At 71.1% G+C, this 20,529-nt stretch carries 13 protein-coding genes, 1 other RNA gene and 1 pseudogene; 12 read left to right on the forward strand and 3 right to left on the reverse strand.

Annotated features, from left to right (window positions below):
• The first annotated feature begins 45 nt into the window (after positions 1-45).
• From AB0958_RS19885 to AB0958_RS19900, 4 genes are all read left to right on the forward strand, one after another.
• Positions 46-1,731, forward strand: coding sequence for a protein kinase (locus tag AB0958_RS19885; protein WP_366891772.1), 1,686 nt, complete (start codon positions 46-48; stop codon positions 1,729-1,731).
• A 111-nt stretch (positions 1,732-1,842) separates the two neighbouring features.
• Positions 1,843-3,072: a serine/threonine-protein kinase gene (locus tag AB0958_RS19890; RefSeq protein ID WP_366891773.1), complete on the forward strand. Its 1,230-nt coding sequence runs from the start codon at positions 1,843-1,845 to the stop codon at positions 3,070-3,072.
• A 413-nt stretch (positions 3,073-3,485) separates the two neighbouring features.
• On the forward strand, positions 3,486-4,592 hold the full coding sequence (prfB, locus tag AB0958_RS19895) for a peptide chain release factor 2 (protein WP_366891774.1): 1,107 nt from the start codon (positions 3,486-3,488) through the stop codon (positions 4,590-4,592).
• A 319-nt stretch (positions 4,593-4,911) separates the two neighbouring features.
• The gene (locus AB0958_RS19900) at positions 4,912-5,544 is read left to right on the forward strand and encodes a hypothetical protein (RefSeq protein ID WP_366891775.1); all 633 of its coding nucleotides are present in this window, start codon (positions 4,912-4,914) and stop codon (positions 5,542-5,544) included.
• A 107-nt stretch (positions 5,545-5,651) separates the two neighbouring features.
• On the opposite strand, the gene AB0958_RS19905 is transcribed toward AB0958_RS19900, so the two are convergent.
• Positions 5,652-5,843 (reverse strand): hypothetical protein, encoded by a 192-nt coding sequence (locus AB0958_RS19905; protein WP_046729173.1) that lies wholly within the window; start codon positions 5,841-5,843, stop codon positions 5,652-5,654.
• Between the two features lie 257 nt (positions 5,844-6,100).
• On the opposite strand from AB0958_RS19905, the gene ftsE reads away from it, so the two are divergent.
• From ftsE to AB0958_RS19945, 8 genes are all read left to right on the forward strand, one after another.
• Positions 6,101-6,790 carry a cell division ATP-binding protein FtsE gene (gene ftsE, locus AB0958_RS19910; protein ID WP_046729172.1) on the forward strand — a complete coding sequence of 230 codons (690 nt, stop codon included), beginning with the start codon at positions 6,101-6,103 and terminating at the stop codon, positions 6,788-6,790.
• 46 nt (positions 6,791-6,836) lie between these two features.
• Positions 6,837-7,757 carry a permease-like cell division protein FtsX gene (ftsX, locus tag AB0958_RS19915; protein WP_132890502.1) on the forward strand — a complete coding sequence of 307 codons (921 nt, stop codon included), beginning with the start codon at positions 6,837-6,839 and terminating at the stop codon, positions 7,755-7,757.
• A 67-nt stretch (positions 7,758-7,824) separates the two neighbouring features.
• The gene (locus AB0958_RS19920; RefSeq protein ID WP_366891777.1) at positions 7,825-8,994 is read left to right on the forward strand and encodes a S41 family peptidase; all 1,170 of its coding nucleotides are present in this window, start codon (positions 7,825-7,827) and stop codon (positions 8,992-8,994) included.
• A gap of 68 nt (positions 8,995-9,062) precedes the next feature.
• Positions 9,063-9,605: an SsrA-binding protein SmpB gene (gene smpB / locus AB0958_RS19925; RefSeq protein WP_132890680.1), complete on the forward strand. Its 543-nt coding sequence runs from the start codon at positions 9,063-9,065 to the stop codon at positions 9,603-9,605.
• 93 nt (positions 9,606-9,698) lie between these two features.
• Positions 9,699-10,098: a transfer-messenger RNA gene (ssrA, locus tag AB0958_RS19930) on the forward strand.
• A gap of 392 nt (positions 10,099-10,490) precedes the next feature.
• Complete coding sequence (locus tag AB0958_RS19935) at positions 10,491-14,891, forward strand: RICIN domain-containing protein (protein WP_366891778.1); 4,401 nt, start codon at positions 10,491-10,493, stop codon at positions 14,889-14,891.
• Positions 14,892-15,017: 126 nt separating this feature from the next.
• The gene (locus AB0958_RS19940; protein ID WP_366891779.1) at positions 15,018-15,707 is read left to right on the forward strand and encodes a hypothetical protein; all 690 of its coding nucleotides are present in this window, start codon (positions 15,018-15,020) and stop codon (positions 15,705-15,707) included.
• Between the two features lie 675 nt (positions 15,708-16,382).
• On the forward strand, positions 16,383-16,958 hold the full coding sequence (locus AB0958_RS19945) for a hypothetical protein (RefSeq protein WP_366891780.1): 576 nt from the start codon (positions 16,383-16,385) through the stop codon (positions 16,956-16,958).
• A gap of 300 nt (positions 16,959-17,258) precedes the next feature.
• On the opposite strand, the gene AB0958_RS19950 is transcribed toward AB0958_RS19945, so the two are convergent.
• Together AB0958_RS19950 and yicI are read right to left on the reverse strand one after the other, a co-directional pair.
• Complete coding sequence (locus tag AB0958_RS19950) at positions 17,259-18,272, reverse strand: LacI family DNA-binding transcriptional regulator (RefSeq protein WP_366891781.1); 1,014 nt, start codon at positions 18,270-18,272, stop codon at positions 17,259-17,261.
• Between the two features lie 2 nt (positions 18,273-18,274).
• Positions 18,275-20,524: pseudogene (gene yicI / locus AB0958_RS19955) on the reverse strand (alpha-xylosidase); the annotation flags it as partial.
• Positions 20,525-20,529: the final 5 nt, after the last annotated feature.

Genomic DNA, 20,529 nt, shown 5'->3' on the forward strand with positions numbered 1-20,529 from the left:
CACACAAGGCCCGGACACACCAGCAAGCAGCAGGGAGCGCATGACGTGCGGCCGGTAGGCAGCAAGTACCTCCTGGAGGAGCCGCTCGGACGCGGCGCCACCGGCACCGTCTGGCGTGCCCGCCAGCGGGAGACCGCGGGCGCCGAGGCGGCCGTGCCCGGCCAGCCCGGTGAGACCGTCGCGATCAAGGTGCTCAAGGAAGAGCTCGCGAGCGACCCCGACATCGTGATGCGCTTCCTCCGGGAGCGCTCCGTCCTGCTCCGCCTCACCCACCCGAACATCGTCCGGGTCCGCGACCTGGTCGTCGAGGGCGATCTGCTCGCCCTGGTCATGGACCTCGTCGAAGGCCCCGACCTGCACCGCTACCTGCGCGAGAACGGCCCCTTCACGCCCGTCGCCGCGGCCCTGCTCACCGCCCAGGTCGCCGACGCGCTCGCCGCCAGCCACGCCGACGGCGTCGTGCACCGCGACCTGAAACCGGCCAACGTGCTGCTCGCGCAGTACAACGGCCAGATGCACCCGATGCTGACCGACTTCGGCATCGCCCGCCTCGCCGACTCCCCGGGCCTCACCCGCACCCACGAGTTCGTCGGCACGCCCGCGTACGTGGCCCCGGAGTCCGCCGAGGGCCGCCCGCAGACCTCCGCCGTCGACATCTACGGCGCGGGCATCCTGCTGTACGAGCTGGTCACCGGCCGTCCGCCGTTCTCCGGCGGCAGTGCCCTGGAGGTCCTCCACCAGCACCTCAGCGCCGAGCCGCGGCGCCCCTCGACCGTCCCCGACCCGCTGTGGACGGTCATAGAGCGCTGCCTGCGCAAGAACCCCGACGACCGGCCCAGCGCCGAGAACCTCGCCCGCGGCCTGCGCGTCGTCGCCGAGGGCATCGGCGTGCACGCGAACTCCGCGCAGATCGCCGCGGCCGAGGGCGTCGGCGTACTGCTGGCCCCCGACCCGGCGCCGGCGGCCGTACCGGGCTCCGCCGATCCCACGCAGGTGCTGCCGAACACCGGCGCGTACGACCCGAACGCCGCGACCAGCGTCCTGCCGCACACCGGCGGTCCGGCCGGCGCGGCGGACCCGACCGCGGTGCTGCCGAACACCGGAGCCGCCGACCCCACCGCCGTCATGCCGCCGATGCCACAGGGGGCGCCGGGCGGCCCGCAGCAGCCGGAACAGCCGCACCCCTGGCAGACCCAGCTCCGCGCGGCCCGCGACCGCAACGAGCAGACCCAGGTCCAGTACCTCGACCCGGGCGAGGACCCGCTCCGCCGCCGCCCCCAGCGCCAGGTCGCCCGGCCGCAACAGCAGCAGCCGCGCCCGGCCCCGCAGCAGCAGCCGGTCCGCCGCCCGCAGCCGCGCGGCCGGCAGGGCGGCCAGGACGGGTACGGGCAGCAGCCGGCCGGGTACGGACACCAGCCGCAGCAGTACGCCCCGCCACCGCAGCAGCCGCAGCAGCGCTACGCGCCCCCGGCCGAGCCGCAGCGGGCCCCGCGTGAACCCCGCGAACCCCGCCGGCGCAGCGCCAACCCGATGCGGATCCCCGGCCTCGGCTGCCTCAAGGGCTGCCTGTTCATGGTCGTCATCCTGTTCGTCGCGGGGTGGCTGATCTGGGACCTGACCCCGGTGCACACCTGGGTCGGGCAGGGCCGCGGCTACTGGCACCAGCTGAGCGACTGGGCCGGCACGGTCAGCAGCTGGGTCAAGGATCTGGGCAGCGGCTCCGGCCACTGATCGCGAGTTTGGGGACTTGTCGACATCTGGCGGGTGATTTCCGCCTCCATGGTGAAGGTTGGCTCTTCGGACGCGTACTTTTATCGGCAACACGCGTCGGTAGGAGCAGTCTTGGCACGGAAGATCGGCAGCCGGTACACCGCCCACCAGATCCTGGGGCGGGGCAGCGCCGGCACGGTGTGGCTGGGCGAGGGTCCCGACGGGCCCGTCGCCATCAAGCTGCTGCGCGAGGACCTCGCGTCCGACGAGGAGCTGGTGGGCCGCTTCGTGCAGGAGCGCACGGCCCTGCTGGGCCTGGAGCACCCCCACGTCGTCTCCGTCCGCGACCTCGTCGTCGACGGCAACGACCTCGCCCTCGTCATGGACCTGGTCCGGGGCACCGATCTGCGCACCCGGCTGGAACGGGAGCGGCGCCTCGCCCCCGAGGCCGCCGTCGCCGTCGTCGCGGACGTCGCCGACGGGCTGGCGGCCGCCCACGCGGCGGGCGTCGTCCACCGCGACGTCAAGCCGGAGAACGTCCTCCTCGACATGCAGGGCCCGCTGGGCCCCGGCGGCTCCCACCCGGCCCTTCTGACCGACTTCGGCGTGGCGAAGCTGATCGACTCCCCGAAGCGGACCCGCGCGACGAAGATCATCGGCACCCCCGACTACCTGGCCCCGGAGATCGTGGAGGGCCTGCCGCCCCGCGCCTCCGTGGACATCTACGCCCTCGCGACGGTCCTGTACGAGCTCCTCGCGGGCTTCACCCCCTTCGGCGGCGGCCACCCCGGCGCGGTCCTGCGCCGCCATGTCACGGAGACGGTCGTCCCGCTCCCCGGCATCCCCGAGGAGCTGTGGCAGCTGCTCGTGCAGTGCCTGGCCAAGGCGCCGGCCTCCCGGCTGCGCGCCTCCGAGCTGGCCGCGCGGCTCCGGGAGCAGCTGCCGATGCTGGCCGGGATGCCGCCGCTGGACGTCGACGAGCCGGACACGGAGTCGCCGGAGGAGACGGCCGAGGAGCCGGCCGCCCCGGCCGCGGCGGAGGAGCGGGTACGACGCCGGGGCGCCGTCTCCCTGGTGCCGGGCGCGAAACCGGACTCCAACCGCGACACCCACACGTCCATGCGGGTGCCGGGACCCGACGAGCTGGCGGGCGGCGCCCTGGGCACCGCACGGGTGCCGCGGGCGGCGGGGGCCCCGCGCCCCGGCTCCGCACGGCACCGCGCGGCGGCGCGCCGCCGCCGGCTGACACTGGCCGTGGCCGGCGTGCTGGTGGCCGCCGCGGTGGGTGTGGGCGCGTGGCTGGCGTCCTCGGACGACGACTCCGCACCCCCCCAGAACACCCACACGACATCGCCCCCGTGACGAACACGCCCCCGCAAGACCGAACGCAAGCCGCCCCCCTGCCCCGCCACTGACGCAAGCGGGGCCCTGGGGACGGCCGGCTCCGCAAGCCGCCCCAGCAGGGCCGAGCGCAGGATCGGCGGCACCGAGCGCGGCTCCCGCCCCTCGCCTCCGCCGTCCCGCCCCCGCCCCCTGCCCCGCCCCCGAAGCAAGCAGGGCCCTGGGGACGGCCGGCTCCGCAAGCCGCCCCAGCAGGGCCGAGCGTCGGCCACGGCCGCCGAGCGCGGCTCCCGCCCCTTGCCTCCGCCGTCCCGCCCCCGCCCCCTGCCTCCGCTTCCGCCTCGCTTCCGTCTCCGCTCCGGCAGGCCCCGGCGGGACGTCGGGGCCCGCACCCGTCGGGCGTCGTCGGTTGGCGGAGCCGTTACGCTGGAGGCGTGGCAGTCGTCGATGTATCCGAAGAGCTCAAGTCCCTCTCCTCGACCATGGAGTCGATCGAGGCCGTTCTGGACCTCGACAAGCTGAGGGCAGACGTCGCCGTGCTCGAGGAGCAGGCGGCCGCGCCGTCCCTGTGGGACAACCCGGACGAGGCGCAGAAGATCACCAGCAAGCTCTCCCACCTCCAGGCCGAGGTCAGGAAGGCGGAGGCGCTGCGCGGGCGGATCGACGATCTCGCCGTGCTCTTCGAGATGGCCGAGGAGGAGGACGACCCGGACACCCGCGCCGAGGCCGAGTCCGAGCTCGCCGCCGTCCGCAAGGCGCTGGACGAGATGGAGGTCCGGACGCTGCTCAGCGGTGAGTACGACTCCCGCGAAGCGCTCGTGAACATCCGCGCGGAGGCCGGCGGCGTCGACGCCGCCGACTTCGCCGAGAAGCTCCAGCGGATGTACCTGCGCTGGGCCGAGCAGCACGGATACAAGACCGAGGTCTACGAGACGTCGTACGCGGAAGAGGCCGGCATCAAGTCGACCACCTTCGCCGTCCAGGTGCCGTACGCCTACGGCACCCTCTCCGTGGAGCAGGGCACCCACCGCCTCGTGCGCATCTCGCCGTACGACAACCAGGGCCGCCGCCAGACCTCCTTCGCCGGCGTCGAGATCCTCCCCGTGGTCGAGCAGACCGACCACATCGAGATCGACGAGTCCGAGCTGCGCGTGGACGTGTACCGCTCCTCGGGCCCCGGCGGCCAGGGCGTCAACACCACCGACTCCGCGGTGCGCCTGACCCACATCCCCACCGGCATCGTCGTCTCCTGCCAGAACGAGCGGTCGCAGATCCAGAACAAGGCGACCGCCATGAACGTCCTCCAGGCCAAGCTCCTGGAGCGGCGCCGGCAGGAGGAGCAGGCCAAGATGGACGCCCTCAAGGGCGACGGCGGCAACTCCTGGGGCAACCAGATGCGGTCCTACGTGCTGCACCCGTACCAGATGGTCAAGGACCTGCGCACCGAGTACGAGGTGGGCAACCCCGAGGCCGTCTTCAACGGCGAGATCGACGGCTTCCTGGAGGCCGGAATTCGCTGGCGCAAGCAGCAGGAGAAGTAACTTTGTCGACTTGCCCATGACGGGCCGTACGACCTTGAACTGCCGCCCGTGTGGCGGCAGTTCTCGTTTGTCCCGGGAATGTCTGGGTTTTACGTCACACTCACACGCTTCAACTCCCGGCATTCCGCGCGCAACTGGTACATCGCGCGCGCAACGGCCTTGACGTTGCTTTGAAAAATGGGAAGGGTGAAGCGTGGCATGCGTATCTCTGGGGCGCATGTGAACCGGGGGACTTGGCAACGCCTTTACCACCCCCGTCGATCACGGCCGGCCCCATGCGCCCGCTCATTGACTATCAGCTACTGGGGGTAGCAACCAGATGACCAAGAAGACGCGGATCCGGGTCGCGCGGATAGCCGCCTGTGCCGTGATCGCCGCAGGTGCCTCGCTGACCGCGGCCGGCGCGGCCTCCGCCCTCTCCATCGGCGTCAGCGCCGACGAGACCGGCGTCTCGGCCAACGTCAACCTCGACGGCGACGACCCGACGGCCACCCCGCCGGACAACCCGTCCGAGATCCCGACCGCCCCGGCCAGCAGCGAGCCCGCCTCCACGCCGCCCGCGAGCCAGGAGCCCTCCGAGTCGAGCGAGCCCTCGGACGAGCCGACCCAGCCGACCGACGAGCCCACCGAGCCCACGGACGAGCCGTCCAGCGACACCCCGTCCGACGGCAGCACCGGAGGCAGTGGCAGCGGCACCGGCAGCCACGGCGGCGGCAACAACACCGGCACCGACGGCAACTCCGGCACCTCCGCCCAGGAGGCGGGCACCTCCTCCCTCACGGACACCGGCTCGTCGAACACCCAGGCCCAGGGTGGCGGCAGCCAGCTCGCCGAGACCGGTGCCGCGCAGACGACCTTCCTGATCGTCGGCGCCGCCACCATGATCGCCGGTGGCGTCGGCTTCCGCATCCTGCCGCGCCTCATGGGCGGCCGCGGCGGCGCTGCGGCCTGACGGTAGCCGCACGCTCACGGAGCGTACGCACCCTGCACGAGGAAGGGCCCGGAGCCACGGCTCCGGGCCCCTTTCGCGCTCGGGTCTCGCCTCGGGTAAGAACTTCGCTACGCGGTCTGGTGCGCCAGCAGCGCCACGGCGGCGATCAGCACCGCCAGCAGCCCGATCAGCGCCATCGGGTTCAGACCGCCGAGGAAACTCTCCTGCTGGAGACGCTCGCGGTTGGCGCGGCACACGGGGCACCGGCCTTCGTTCACGGGCGCCGCACAGTTCGCGCACACCAACCGGTCGTACGTCATGCGCTCGCCCTCCTTGCACCGGCCATTACCTACACAACGCTCCGTGGAACGAGAACGTTCCCCTCCCACTGTGCCAGGTTCACCCCGAAAGAGCGCGGCCGTCCGCGGAGCCCGTACCGGTGCTCCGGGGCACTGGCGGGAATCCGTCCCGGAACAAAACAGCACAAGCATCGCTCAACCGTGACCGGCGCCTGCGCTTCCTCACCCGGTTCGCGTATGGTCACGCTCATCTACCCCCGGCGACCCGTGGTGCATCCGTGATCCGATTCGACAATGTCTCCAAGGTCTACCCCAAGCAGACCCGCCCCGCACTCAGGGATGTGTCCCTGGAAGTGGAGAAGGGCGAGTTCGTGTTCCTCGTGGGGTCCTCCGGCTCCGGTAAGTCCACCTTCCTGCGGCTGGTGCTCCGCGAGGAGCGGTGCAGCCACGGCCAGGTGCACGTGCTGGGCAAGGACCTCGCCCGGCTGTCCAACTGGAAGGTGCCGCAGATGCGCCGCCAGCTCGGGACGGTCTTCCAGGACTTCCGGCTGCTGCCCAACAAGACGGTCGCCGAGAACGTGGCCTTCGCCCAGGAGGTCATCGGCAAGTCCAAGGGCGAGATCCGCAAGTCCGTGCCCCAGGTGCTCGACCTCGTCGGGCTCGGCGGCAAGGAGGACCGGATGCCCGGCGAGCTGTCCGGCGGTGAGCAGCAGCGCGTGGCCATCGCGCGTGCTTTCGTGAACCGGCCCAAACTGCTGATCGCGGACGAGCCCACGGGCAACCTCGACCCGCAGACCTCGGTCGGGATCATGAAGCTCCTGGACCGCATCAACCGCACCGGCACCACCGTGATCATGGCCACCCACGACCAGAACATCGTGGACCAGATGCGCAAGCGCGTCATCGAGCTGGAGAAGGGCCGCCTCGTCCGCGACCAGGCCCGCGGCGTCTACGGCTACCAGCACTGACCGCCACGACTTCGCAGACGTCCACGGAAAGGCATAACCCGACGCCATGCGCGCCTCGTTCGTAATGTCGGAGATCGGTGTCGGTCTCCGCCGCAATCTGACGATGACCTTCGCGGTCGTCGTCTCGGTCGCCCTGTCCCTGGCGCTCTTCGGCGGCTCGCTCCTCATGAGCGACCAGGTCAACACCATGAAGGGCTACTGGTACGACAAGGTCAACGTCTCGATCTTCCTCTGCAACAAGAGCGACGCCGAGTCGGACCCCAACTGTGCCAAGGGCGCGGTCACCGAGGACCAGAAGAAGCAGATCAAGGCCGACCTCGACAAGATGACCTCGATCGTCCAGAAGGTCACCTACGAGTCGCAGGACGAGGCGTACAAGCACTACAAGGAGCAGTTCGGCGACTCGCCGCTGGCCGACTCCCTCACGCCGGACCAGATGCAGGAGTCGTACCGGATCAAGCTCAAGGACCCGCAGAAGTACCAGGTGGTCGCCACGGCCTTCGACGGCCGTGACGGGGTCCAGTCCGTGCAGGACCAGAAGGGCATCCTGGACAACCTCTTCGGTCTGCTCAACGGCATGAACTGGGCGGCCCGCATGGTCATGGCCCTGATGCTGGTGGTCGCCCTGATGCTGATCGTCAACACCGTGCGTGTCTCGGCGTTCAGCCGTCGGCGCGAGACCGGCATCATGCGCCTGGTCGGCGCCTCGGGCTTCTACATCCAGGCCCCGTTCATCGCGGAGGCCGCCGTCGCCGGTCTGATCGGCGGCACGGTGGCGTGCGGATTCCTGGTGGTGGCCCGCTACTTCATCATCGACCACGGCCTGGCCCTCTCCCAGAAGCTGAACCTGATCAACTTCATCGGCTGGGACGCGGTGCTGACGAAACTCCCGCTCATCCTGGCGACGAGCCTGCTGATGCCCGCGTTGGCCGCCTTCTTCGCGTTGCGCAAGTACCTGAAGGTGTGACGCATGCCAAGAGGGCCGTACGGGCAACCGCCCGTGCGGCCCTTTTCGTTGTCCTAGACTCACCGGCATGTCAGGCCGAGAGCTGTTCTGTCAGCCCCGCCGGGTTCGCCGGGGGGCGGCTCTGACGTTGGTGTTCGCAGGGCTGTTGGTGACCGGGGCGGCCACCGGCGCGTTCCCCGACCCCGGGCAGTCCGACCGGAAGACGCCCACCAGGGCCACGCGTCCGGCCCCCCGGCGCGAGGACGTCGCCGAGGCCGCGGCCGAGGCCATGGCCGACGGCAAGTCCCCCGTGGAGGCCGCCGAACGGGCCGTGAGCCGCAGCGGGGACCGGTGGGCCGCGGTCTACTCCGAGGGCGAGTACCAGGAGTTCGAGGAAGCCCTCGACGGCCAGTACACGGGTGTGGGGCTGTGGGCGCGGCGGGAGCGGGACGGCCGGATCGAGGTGACCCGGGTGCAGGCCGGGTCGCCGGCGGCCGAGGCGGGCGTCCGGAAGGGCGACCGGCTGCGCAGCGTGGACGGAGCGGACGTCGACGGGCGGCCCGTCACCGACGTCGTCTCGTTACTGCGCGGTGACGCCACCGACGCCCGCGCCGGTACGACCGTCACCCTCGGCCTCCAGCGAGGCACGCGCGCGTGGCGCGAGACCGTGCGCAGGGCGCTGCTGTCCACCGACTCGGTGAGCGTGCGCAAGGCGGCCGCCGGCATCACCGTCATCAGGATCTCCGCCTTCACCAAGGGCTCGGGCGACCTGGTCCGCGACGCGGTCCGGCAGGCGCCCGCCGACGGCGGGATCGTCCTCGACCTGCGCGGCAACTCCGGCGGCCTGGTCACCGAGGCGGTCACCGCCGCCTCCGCCTTCCTCGACGGCGGCCTGGTCGCCACCTACGACGTGCACGGCGTCCAGCGCTCCCTGCACGCCGAGCCCGGCGGCGACACCGTCCGGCCCCTGGTCGCGCTCGTCGACGGCGGCACCATGAGCGCGGCCGAGATGCTCACCGGCGCCCTCCAGGACCGCGGCCGCGCCGTCGTCCTCGGCACCCGCACCTTCGGCAAGGGCTCCATCCAGATGCCGACCCGGCTCCCCGACGGCTCGGTCGCCGAGCTCACCGTGGGCCACTACCGCACCCCTTCCGGTCACGCCGTCGACGGCCGGGGCATCACCCCCGACCTGGAGGTGGGCTCCGGGGCGCTGCGGCGGGCGGAGACCGTGCTGAGCGGGCTCGGCGACCCCTCGTAGCACCCGCATAACCGCTTCCCTCGCACCCCCTGCGTAGTGCGAAAATGGAGGGCACTATGGCCAAGGGAATGTACGTACCGAAAGAGTCCCAGCAGAAGCAGCAGGGGACGGCCGCCAAAGCCAGGGACGGCGAGAAGGGCGGCAAGCGCAAGATCGTCGCGCAGAACAAGAAGGCGCGGCACGACTACGCGATCATCGACACCTACGAGGCCGGTCTGGTGCTGTCCGGCACCGAGGTGAAGTCGCTGCGTCAGGGCCGGGCCTCGCTGGTCGACGGCTTCGTGCAGATCGACGGGAACGAGGCGTGGCTGCACAACGCCCACATCCCCGAGTACAGCCAGGGCACCTGGACCAACCACTCGGTGCGCCGCAAGCGCAAGCTCCTGCTGCACCGGGAGGAGATCGACAAGCTGGAGGTCAAGGCCCAGGAGACGGGTCACACGATCGTGCCCCTCGCGCTGTACTTCAAGGACGGCCGGGCCAAGGCGGAGATCGCCCTCGCGCGCGGCAAGAAGGAGTACGACAAGCGGCAGACCCTGCGCGAGCAGCAGGACCGCCGGGAGGCGGGGCGCGCCATCGCCGCGGCGAAGCGGCGGCAGCGGGAGGCGTAGGCACGCGGGAATGCAGTGGCATCGGCGGGCGTTGGTCACGTACGATGGCACCAACACCGGGGGAAGCCGGTGTGAAGATTGAAAAATCCACATGGGGATGATCGGTTTCGACAGCGGATGTCGAGGCAGGGGAAGCGTGTCGAGAAAGCGGCCATGATCTCGTAAACCACAGGCCGAAAAAAATAATCGCCACTTCCAAGCGCGATTCCTCCCAGCAGGCCTTCGCCCTCGCTGCCTGATCTCAGGTAGTGATCGCGAGCCTCCTATACGGGAGTGTCAGCCCGGGGCTGTTCCCGACCCGGATCCTGGCATCAGCTAGGGAACTAAACCTTGATCCCGGTCACGGGGTGAAGAGGGAAATCTAACAGTGACTGGGCCCGTCGGCGACTTGTTCGCGTGATCGCCGGGGCCGAGAAAATCACAGCGAACTGCACACGGAGAAGCCCTGGTTCCGCACCGTTGGACGCGGGTTCGATTCCCGCCATCTCCACAGTCTCCATGTCACGAAGGCCCGGTGGTCCCCGACCACCGGGCCTTCGTCGTGTTTCGGGGCCGACGCCCGGCCCTCCTGTGAAGATTGACGCCGCTCAGTCAAAAAACCTTCACAGAGATCGCACAGGTTTACTAAAGTGCGGAACGCGCGCTGGGCCGAGCCGACCACTCGGCCGCCGCGCACGACCATCGGCGACCGGGGGAACAACGTCGCTACGGGGAGGGACACGCAGGCCTGCCGCCGCCACGGCGCGCTCGCCTCTTCGACATCTCTTCGCGCCGGGCCCCCGCCTGCCCTTTTCACGAAGAACGGATGTTCTTTTGCGTTCCAGACCGGGGACTGTGACGCCCCTTGCCCGAAAAGCGGGCACCCTCAAGCGACTTGTACCGTCCGTGCTCGCGCTCGCCGTGCTCGCCACAGTCGCCGGCCGGCCGGACCTGCCCCACGACCGCACCGCCGACTTCCGCCCGGTGGCCGACAGTTACGACGGCTTCGACACCAAGGCCGCCGAGCAGCTCCGCCAGGACCAGTGCCTGATGGCCGGTGTGCTCCGCATGGGCGGTCCGGCCATGTTCAGCACCGCGCAGAACGCGCTCTCCCAGACCCCGGACAAGCTGCACACCGCGGCGAACCGTGAGTACTGGAACACCACCCCGCTGTCCACCGCGTACGACCAGGACAAGGCGGCCGCGAGCAAGGAGGGCGCGGCGCTCTCCGACCGCATCGGCGAGTGGCACAAACCCGTCGCCGGTCTTCCCACCCCGGGCGGCTTCAAGACCGTCGCCGACTTCGAGGATCCGCCGGGCCTGGTCGGGGACGACACCCAGGACTTCTTCGAACAGACCGGCCTGAGCCAGTGGGTCGGCAGCCGGATGTGGACGGCCGAGGATCCCTTCTACGACGACCCCACCCCGAAGGCCGACGACGTCACGCTGAAGGCCGTCAAGGACCTCGGCACCCCGCTCTACGGCAGCGACCCGGACCCCACGCTCCCCCGCCCGCAGTGGCAGCAGGCGCTCGACGAACACCAGGCCTGGGACAGCCTGGTGAACTGGAGCCTGGAGCCCACGGGCGCCGACAACGCCCGCCTGTTCCTGTCCTCCGGAGGTTTCCCGCGCACCGCGCCCGACCCGGGCAGCGTCGAGTACCGCATCGCAGTGGAGGACCTGAAGACCCGATTCGCCTCCTGCGCCTGGCGCTCCCCCGTCGACCCGGACAGGGTCCTCGGCAAGGAGGTCGCGGACGCGTCCGCCGAGTGGCAGCAGGAGATCGCCGCCCAGGCCGGCCAGCGCGACCAGATCCTCAACGCGAACCGCGACGCCACCAAGGCCCTCGCCACCGGCTCCAAGGCGCTGGGCGAACTGCTCGGCCAGTCGTGGATCGCCGACCACCTGACCCGCTGGCAGGACTACTGGTCCGCCGGCGGCCCCGGCTGGATCGGCGACAGCCCCATGATCGTGCACGCGCACGGCGCCACCGACAAGTGCCTCGAAGTGGGCGGTGGCAAGAAGGACAACGGCACGCCGGTGCAGATCTACACCTGCAACGGCTCGGTGGGACAGACGTGGAAGATCAGCGACGACGCGCTGGTCAACGTCAACTCCGCCAAGTGCCTGGAGGTGAAGGGTGGCGCCACCGCGAACGGGACCGTCGTGCAGATCGCGACGTGCAACGGCAAGAGCGCGGCCCAGAAGTGGCAGTACGACACCCACGGGACCAGCCGCCTGTACAACCCGGGCACCGGCAACTGCCTGGACCTGGCGACCTACGAGAACAGCCGTGACGCGCGGATGTGGGACTGCAAGGGCACCGACCCGCAGAAGTTCGACTTCGCGCCGTCCGGTCACAACGGCACCGACAAGCTGGGCTATCCGACCAAGGCCCAGTTCGACAAGGTGAAGAAGGGCGTCGCCGACGCCCAGACCGCGGCCAAGGCCCAGGTCGACCTGCTGAAGGCGCAGGCGACCGCGGCGAAGAAGTCCGCCACCGACACGGACACCGCCACGAAGGCCGCCTACGCCGTCGCCGACCGGGCGGGCGCACCGCGCGGCCGGGGCCTGCTCGTCGGGCAGCAGAAGGCCCAGGTCACCAAGGCGTCGGCGGCCGCGCTCGACGCGCTGGCCAAGGCCGGTGACACCGCCTACGCGGCGACCAGGGCAGCCGCCGGGGACAGTGCGACCATCGCGGCCCGTGCGGTGACCCAGGCGGCCCAGTCGAAGGCCGCGTTCCGTACGGCCGCCGCACAGGAGGCCAACGCGCAGGCGAAGGCCGCCGCCGACGCCGCCGCCGTACAGGCGCAGACGGCCAAGGCCGCGCGGGACACCGCGAAGGCGAAGCTCGGCGAGACCCAGCAGGCGGAGGCCGACGCGAAGGCGGCAGCCGCGACCGCGCACGCCAAGCGGCTCTCGGCGGAGGCCGAGGAGCAGACGGCGAAGGCGGAGAAGGCGACCGCGGCGCAGAAGCAGGCGGAGGCCGCGCAGCACAAGGCGGACGCCGAGGGGTACGCGAAGACCGCCGCCGAGGCCAAGGACCGGGCGGACACCGCAGAGTCGACCGCGCGCGCCAAGCGCCAGGACGCGGAGGCGGCGCGGGACCGGGCCAAGGGCAAGTCGGACGACGCGTGGGACGCGAAGACCAAGGCGAACGCGGCCCGTGCGAAGGCCGACGCCAAGGACGCCTACGCCGACGCCCACGACTCGGACGCCGACGCGCAGGACTCCCGGGCGGCAGCCGACGCCGCGGACCACGCGGCCGACGACGCCGAGACGGCCGCGGCCTCGGCCCGTACCGAGGCCGACGCGGCGAGCCAGGCCGCCGCGGACGCCGACGCCGCGGCCACCCGCGCCGAGGCGGCGGCCAAGCGGGCCCGTTCCGACGCCGACGCCGCCCAGGCCGCCAAGCTGAAGGCGGACGCCGCGGTGCGCACGGCGACCAGCGCGGCGGCGGACGCCATCCAGGCCTCCCAGGCCTCGGCCGCAGCGGCCCGTACCGCGGTGAAGCTGGCCGACGAGGCGGAGCAGCACGCGGCCGACTCGAAGAAGCAGGCCGACGCGGCCAAGGCCGAGGCCGCCAAGGCGGTCGCGGGCGCGGCCGACGCGGTCGGTCACGCGTACACGACCGCGCAGGCGGCCGAGGACGCCGGAGCCTCCGCGCAGCAGGTCGCCGCGCCCGCCAACGACGCGATCCAGCTCGGCTCGCCCTACGTGGACACCGACTCCGCGGCCGGCCTCGCCGTCCTGTCGGGCCAGTCGTCGAAGACGATCGCCCAGCAGCAGCAGGCCGTCGCCGAGGCGCATGCCGCCAACGCGCAGAAGAACGCCGCACAGGCGCAGAGCCTCGCCGACTCGGCGACCGGCGACGCGAAGGCCGCGTACACGATCGCCGCCGAGGCGGCCGGTCACGCCGCGGACGCCCGCAGGTCCTCCAAGGAGGCCCTGGGATACGCCTCCGAGGCGGCGCAGTACGCGGCGGACGCGCAGCAGTCACTGGCGCGCACCATCGCGTACGACCAGCAGGCCACCGCGGACGCGGCGGCCGCCGACCAGGCGGCCGGCAACGCCGAGGGCTACGCCAAGGACGCCCGCGACTCCGCCGACCAGGCCGCCCTGGACGCGGACGCGGCCCGCACGGCGGCAGCCGAGGCCGAGCAGTCCGCCAAGGACGCCCGCGCCGCGGCCGACCGCGCCGACGCCGAGGCCACCGCGGCCGAGGAGGCGGCCAAGGACGCCCAGAAGTACGCCGACTCGGCCCAGCAGGCGGCCGACCAGGCGGAGAACCAGAAAGCGAACCAGCAGGTCTCCACCGGGGCGGGCACCGGGGTGGACCACACCTTCTATGTCGTCGACAGCGTCGATCCGATCGGTGACCCGAAACCGCTCAACGACTGTGTCCTCGGCATGGGGAACAGCAGCTGCGCAGTGACGTTCGAACTGCACTTCAACGCCACCGTCAGCTTCTACTTCTGCGCCGACCTCGACGTGCCGGCCACGGAGGCAGGGTGCCCGAAGAAGGACAGCCTCTTCCTCGGTACGCAGACGTACAAGAACCTCAAGCGCGAGATCACCCAGACATATACGACCTGGGACATCACCAAGATCGTGTGGAGCGGGATCTGGGCCGCACTCACCAAGGACTTCACCGACTGCTACCACCAGTTCACGCCGAGCAACGACGGTGGCACCGTCTCCGGATGCGCATGGGCGGCGGCCTCGTTCATCCCCGGTGAGAAGGTCCTGACGGCCGCGAAATACGTCGGGTTGGTCGAGGATGCGATCAGGACCGGCCGCGGGGCGGAGAAGCTCCTCGGCGAGTTGAAGGCGATCTTCGGTGAGAAACCCTCCGCCGCGGACATCGCCGATCCCGACACCCTCGCGGGCATGGCACGCAGGCTCTCCGAGCGGATGGCGGACCGGGCCAAGGCCGCAAACAGCCTCGACCTGGACCTCGTGAAGAAGCTGGAGGCGAGCGGGGCGAACCTCAACCGCGGGAACCTCGTCATGGTGGTCAGGTACCCGCGGCCGGGCGTGCCCGTGGCGTGGCTGGAGACCGGTGACACCAGGGCCGGGCTGATCCACATCATCTTCCGGCACGCCGGCGAGTTCATCGAGCGCGGTGTCGCCTCGGAGGACATCCCCAAGCTGCTCGACAAGGCGCTGAGCGAAGGGAAGATCGTCGGCTACCAGGGCGCTGACATGGGACGGCCGATCTACGAAACCGTGTACAACGGAACGACCCAGAGGGTAGCCATCACCGTGGGTGGCAACGGGTTCATCGTCGGGGCCAACCCGGCATAACCGAACCGACGTCCGGACCGGACCGCAGGGAGCCCCGCCCCCGAGCGGGGCCGCGGAGCTCCCTGCGGGTCCTGCGGACGATGCAACGTCTTCCGGCAGTGCGAACAAGGAGAAGAACCGACCCCCATGACCCCCGACAGCGACCCTCGCCACCTTCTGGTCCGTGCCGGGAGCGGGCCGTCCCCCCTGTACACGACGGACACCGGAGCCATCGCCGACATTCCCGACTTCACCCGCCAGGTGCCGCTGGACGACCCGGGGCTGAACCTTCCCGGCGAGCTCGCCGACCGGCTTCGCACTTGGAATCAGGCCTACCCTCCCGGCGGATTCACGGACCGGCCGGCCCTGCGCAAGCACGTCAAGCGAGGCCTGGAGACGGCTCAGCTCCTGGCCAGGCATCTCGGCCCCGTCTGGGTGGTGCGCTATTGGGACGAACAGCACCGCACGGCCAAGTTCCTGTGCTGGGGATGCGACCGCCTGCACTGGACAGCCGACGCGCACGGCACGCCACCGCATCCGCTGCGCGTCGTGGTCGAGGGCGAGTACAAATGGCTCCCGCTGCGCGCAGAGGGCTTCGGGGACTTCGCTCCGGACGACCCCGCGGCCGCCCTCGGGCTCTCCGACGATTTGGTCGCGGCCCTCTACCAGTGGGCAAAGGACATCGACGCGACCATGGAGAGGTGGCTGAAGGACCGCGACGACACCGAACGGGAGACCACCTATGCACGACTGGACGGAGTGGGCAGGCAGTTGACCGAACGCGTCGCCCGCGAACTCGGCCCGGGCAGGACGGTGGCTTATGGGGGGATCGGTTAGCCAGGTGCCGGAACAGGACGAGCCGTACTACGTGATGTACGACGCGGACTTCGGACTCAGCGGACTCGCGGGAGAGCTGTCCGCCATGCCGGTGCGGTACGAGGATCCACAGATCGGGGAGGACGCCCGGCGGCTGCTGGAAACCTCGCTGCCGGACGACACCCTCAGCACGCTGTGGCTCGCCGCTACCGGCGGGCGGTCCGATCCGGCGGACCACGGCACGGGCACACGTGACTGGCTGCGCCGGACCTCGGAGGAGTGCCCACCGCCGGAGCGCAGGACGTCCCCGACGTACACCAAGTACCTGAGCACCATCCCGTCGGGCTTGCCGCCCTGCCCGGCCAAGCCGACGGAGGAGGAGGTGCGGGACGCGGTCCTGGCGGAGATAAGGGCGACGGAAGCCGAGCCGAGCGGGGCGGTCCTGCCACCGGACGCCATCCCGGCATTGCGGCAGGCCGTCGCCCAGGCCGGTGCCGACCTCGGGTTCCGGCTGTTCCTGCGGACGCTGAAGGCGTACGCCGCCGAGGTCGGCAGGGAGCAGTACGAGCGGTTCCTCGCCCTCAGCGACCGCTTCGAGTACCCCTACGCCGTCATCCGCGACGAGCTGACGTCGCCTGGCCGCCTATCGACACGACACAGCGCGACACTGATTGGGACTTCGGCCTCTCAGGGCTCATGGAACGGTTCGCCGGAGAGTGGCACGAGGCGACGGCGGAAGAGGTCGTGCGGCAGGCCGCAGCCTGCGACGACGTCCGGCAGGCCCCGGGCACCGCCGCGGCTGTCCTGCTGGAGGACTCCTTACGGCTGCTCGAATCCCCTCTGTCAGCCGACACGCTCACGACCCTCTGGCTGGCTGCGTCGGACGGCGGTTACGCCATCGACCGCCTCGGCATCGATGTACGGCACTGGCTCGGCCGGATCGCCGAGGTCTGCCGCAAGCGCCTACGGGACGCCGCCCCCGCCGGACGGCCCGTACCACCGTCGGTGCGGGTCGACCTCGCGGAAGCGGTCCTGCGGGAACTCGCGGAAGCCCCGCCCGGGCACCCGATTGCGGGCAGCGCCGCGTTGGAGGCGCTGGCGCAGGTCGTTTCACAGGTGGACCCCGATCTCGGCTTCCGGCTGTTTCTCCGCGTTCTGCGGGTGTTCGTTGTGCCGCTCAAGGCCGAGCAGTACGCCCGTTACAAGGCGATCGGTGAGCGGCTCGGGTACGGCGAGTTCCATGTGAGCGATGTGGAGTTCCTGGCACAATAGCGCCGAAGTTCGGCGGGCCCTGGCCGACGTTCTCCGTCTTCCAGGGCCTTCTGTGCCGGCCTCAGGCTCAGCGCGGCGTGAAGGGCGAGAGACGTACACCGCCACTGAGGACCAGGTACACGTCCACACCACCCTTCGCCGGTTCCGGCAACGCCGGCGCCATCGTCAAGTAGTGGTGCGGCGACGACGTTCCGGCGAAGGGGGCCGTGCCGAGCAGTCCGCCCGTCGGAAAGCCCAGCCGAACCTGCACCGTCCACGGCCCTTTGGCTCCCGGTGCGGAACGCCGTTTCGTGTGCGCTGTCAGGGTGCCAGTCGCGGCGCCGTGCTCGCGCGTTCTGTCAGGCGGGGCGTCAGCAGCGTCGCCTCCGGCACCTCCGGCTCGCCGCCCAGCTTCCGCATCAGCAACTGCACTGCCCGCTCGCCGAGTTCCGCGGCCGGCAGGGCCACCGAGGTGATCGGGACGCGGAGGGACGTCGCCAGTTCGTCCGGGCAGATCGCGGTGATGGAGAGGTCGGTGGGGACGCGGAGGCCGAGGTGCTCGAAGGCGTCGATCAGGGGTTCCAGGGCCGCCTCGTTGTGGACGACGACCCCTGTCAACGCCGGTTGCTCGCGCAGCAGTCGCTCGGCGACCCGGCGTGCCCCCGCCGGGGTCGCCTCGCACGGGTGGACGGAGGACGCCATCCCGTTGCGGTCCGCGGCGGCCGTGAACCCCTGGACCACCCGCTGGGCGAACGCGGTCTCCCGGACGTACACCTCCGGCGGCGACCCGACCAGCGCCACCACCCGGTGCCCCAGCCCCGCCAACCGCTCCACGCACAGTTCACCGGCCGCCCCGAAGTCCAGGTCGACACAGGTCAGGCCTTCGGCGGACGCAGGGAAGCCGATCAGCACCGACGGCCGTTCCAGCGTGCGCAGCAGCGGCAGCCGGGGGTCGTGGAGCTGGACGTCCATCACGATCAGGGCGTCGACCAATGCCGTGTCGGCGACCCGGTGCAGGCCCTCCTCGCCCTCCTCCTGGGTGAGGAGCAGCACGTCGTGGTCGTACCCGCGGGCCGTGGTCACCACCGACACCGCGAACTGCATCACCACGGGCACGTGGATCCCGGTGCGCAAGGGGATCACCAGGGCGAGGACGTTGGAGCGGCTGCTGGCCAGGGCGCGGGCGCCGGCGTGCGGGCGGTAGCCCAGCTCCCGGATGGCCGCCTGGACCCGGCGCCGGGTCTCCTCCGAGATCGGGCGCTTGCCGCTGAGCGCGTAGGACACGGTGCTGGGGGAGACCCCCGCGTGCCGGGCCACGTCCGTGATCTTCACCATCAGCCCAGCTCCAGCGAGACGAACCCGGTGCCGGCCGTCGCCCGCACCGTCCGCTCCCCGGCCGCCAGGCTCCAGGCCGAAGCCGGCTCACTGCACGAGGCCCGCAGGGTGTCCCCCTCGCGCACGACGGTGAAGACGACGTCCCCGACCGCGACCGTGACCTGCGCGCCGCGCGCCAGGCCGTACGCCCGCAGGGTCACCCCGTCGGCGTGGTCGTAGTCGGGCCGGTCGGCCACCGCGCCCACCGGGATCACGGCTCCCGGCCGGACCAGCAGCGGCACGCTCAGGAAACCGTGGCGCTCCCGGACCCAGCGGGGGCCGGTGACCGTGCGGCCGGTGAGGAAGTGGGTCCAGGTGCCCTCGGGACAGTAGTAGGCCACCTGTCCCTCGTCGTCGAACACCGGCGCCACCAGCAGGTCCGGTCCCAGCATGTACTGGCGTTCCAGATGCGCGCACCCGGGATCGTCCGGGAACTCCAGCACCATCGCCCGCATCATCGGCAACCCCTCGGCGGCCGCGGTGCGCGCGACCTCGTACAGGTACGGCATCAGGCTCAGCTTCAGGCGGGTGAAGTGCCGTGCCACGTCCACCGACTCCTCGTCGAACAGCCACGGCACCCGGTACGACGACGAGCCGTGCAGCCTGCTGTGCGAGGACAGCAGCCCGAAGGCCAGCCACCGCTTGAACAGCGCCGGGGTCGGGGTGCCCTCGAAGCCGCCGATGTCGTGACTCCAGTAGCCGAAGCCGGACAGGCCGAGCGACAGCCCGCCGCGCAGCGACTCGGCCATCGCCTCGTACGTCGACTCGCAGTCGCCGCCCCAGTGCACGGGGAACTGCTGGCTCCCGGCCGTCGCGGACCGGGCGAAGACGACCGCCTCACCCTCGCCCCGGTGCTTGCGCAGCACCTCGAAGACGGTGCGGTTGTACAGGTAGGTGTAGTAGTTGTGCATCCGCTCCGGGTCCGAGCCGTCGGACCAGGCCACGTCCACCGGGACGCGTTCCCCGAAGTCGGTCTTGAAGCAGTCGACACCCTGGGCGAGCAGGGCCGCCAGCTTGGCCGCGTACCAGTCACGGGCCGCCGGGGAGGTGAAGTCCACCAGCGCCATCCCCGGCTGCCACAGGTCCCACTGCCACACGCTGCCGTCCGGCCGCCGCAGCAGGTGCCCCAGCGCCCTGCCCTCGGCGAACAGCGGCGACCGCTGCGCGATGTACGGGTTGATCCACACGCACACCCGGAGCCCGCGCTCGCGCAGCCGCCCCAGCATCCCCTCCGGATCCGGGAACACCCGCGGATCCCACTCGAAGTCGCACCAGTTGAACTCCCGCATCCAGAAGCAGTCGAAGTGGAATACGGAGAGCGGAAGTTCACGCTCCCGCATGCCGTCGATGAAGGACGTCACCGTCTTCTCGTCGTAGGAGGTGGTGAAGGACGTGGAGAGCCACAGGCCGAAGGACCAGGCCGGCGGGAGCGCCGGGCGGCCGGTCAGGGCCGTGTACGTGCGCAGGATCTCCTTCGGGCTCGGGCCGTGGATGACGTAGTACGTCAACTGCTGTGACTCCACGCTGAACTGGACCCGCGACACCGTCTCCGAGCCGACCTCGAACGACACCTTCCCCGGATGGTCGACGAAGACCCCGTACCCCGCGTCGGTGAGGTAGAACGGGACGTTCTTGTAGGCCTGTTCGGTGGCCGTGCCGCCGTCCGCGTTCCAGATGTCGACGACCTGGCCGTTCCTGACGAGCGGGCCGAAGCGTTCACCGAGGCCGTAGACCGAGGTGCCGACGCCCAGGCCCAGCTGCTCCCGCAGGTAGTGGGCGCCGGTCGCGGAGTCCCGCATGATGCCCATGCCCTTGGGGCCGCTGGAGGTGAGGGTGCGGCCACCGGAGAGGAAGTCCAGCCGCCAGGGCGCCGTACGGCTCACCCGCAGCGTCAGCGAGCCGGAGACCAGCGTGGCGTACTCGTCGTCGTACGACACCTGGCGCGCGACGTCGGCGTTCCCGAGCTCGAAGTGCGGGCCGCGTGGCTGCTCGCCCTCGAAGTGGGTGAAGGTGACGCCGATGACGCCGGGCATCGGGGTGTGCGCGGTGATCGTCAGGACCGGTCCCCTCAGCAGGTCGCCGCGGTGGCGGATGGGCCGGGTCGGCGCGTGGATCTCCAGCGCGCCCTCCGCGGCCGTGACGTCGAGGACCTCGACCGGGTGGGCCGCGGTGACGCCCTCGCGCAGCAGCCAGTAGCCGTCGGTGAACTTCACTCACG

Source organism: Streptomyces sp. NPDC006655, assembly GCF_040703965.1.
Taxonomy (GTDB): domain Bacteria; phylum Actinomycetota; class Actinomycetes; order Streptomycetales; family Streptomycetaceae; genus Streptomyces.

Bases quoted from the DNA above. Each gene is read 5' to 3' on its own strand.
- AB0958_RS19900 (WP_366891775.1), top strand. From the start codon at position 4,912: ATGACCAAGAAGACGCGGATCCGGGTCGCGCGGATAGCCGCCTGTGCC.
- AB0958_RS19905 (WP_046729173.1), bottom strand. From the start codon at position 5,843: ATGACGTACGACCGGTTGGTGTGCGCGAACTGTGCGGCGCCCGTGAAC.
- ftsX (WP_132890502.1), top strand. From the start codon at position 6,837: ATGCGCGCCTCGTTCGTAATGTCGGAGATCGGTGTCGGTCTCCGCCGC.
- AB0958_RS19920 (WP_366891777.1), top strand. From the start codon at position 7,825: ATGTCAGGCCGAGAGCTGTTCTGTCAGCCCCGCCGGGTTCGCCGGGGG.
- smpB (WP_132890680.1), top strand. From the start codon at position 9,063: ATGTACGTACCGAAAGAGTCCCAGCAGAAGCAGCAGGGGACGGCCGCC.
- AB0958_RS19940 (WP_366891779.1), top strand. From the start codon at position 15,018: ATGACCCCCGACAGCGACCCTCGCCACCTTCTGGTCCGTGCCGGGAGC.
- AB0958_RS19945 (WP_366891780.1), top strand. From the start codon at position 16,383: ATGGAACGGTTCGCCGGAGAGTGGCACGAGGCGACGGCGGAAGAGGTC.
- AB0958_RS19950 (WP_366891781.1), bottom strand. From the start codon at position 18,272: ATGGTGAAGATCACGGACGTGGCCCGGCACGCGGGGGTCTCCCCCAGC.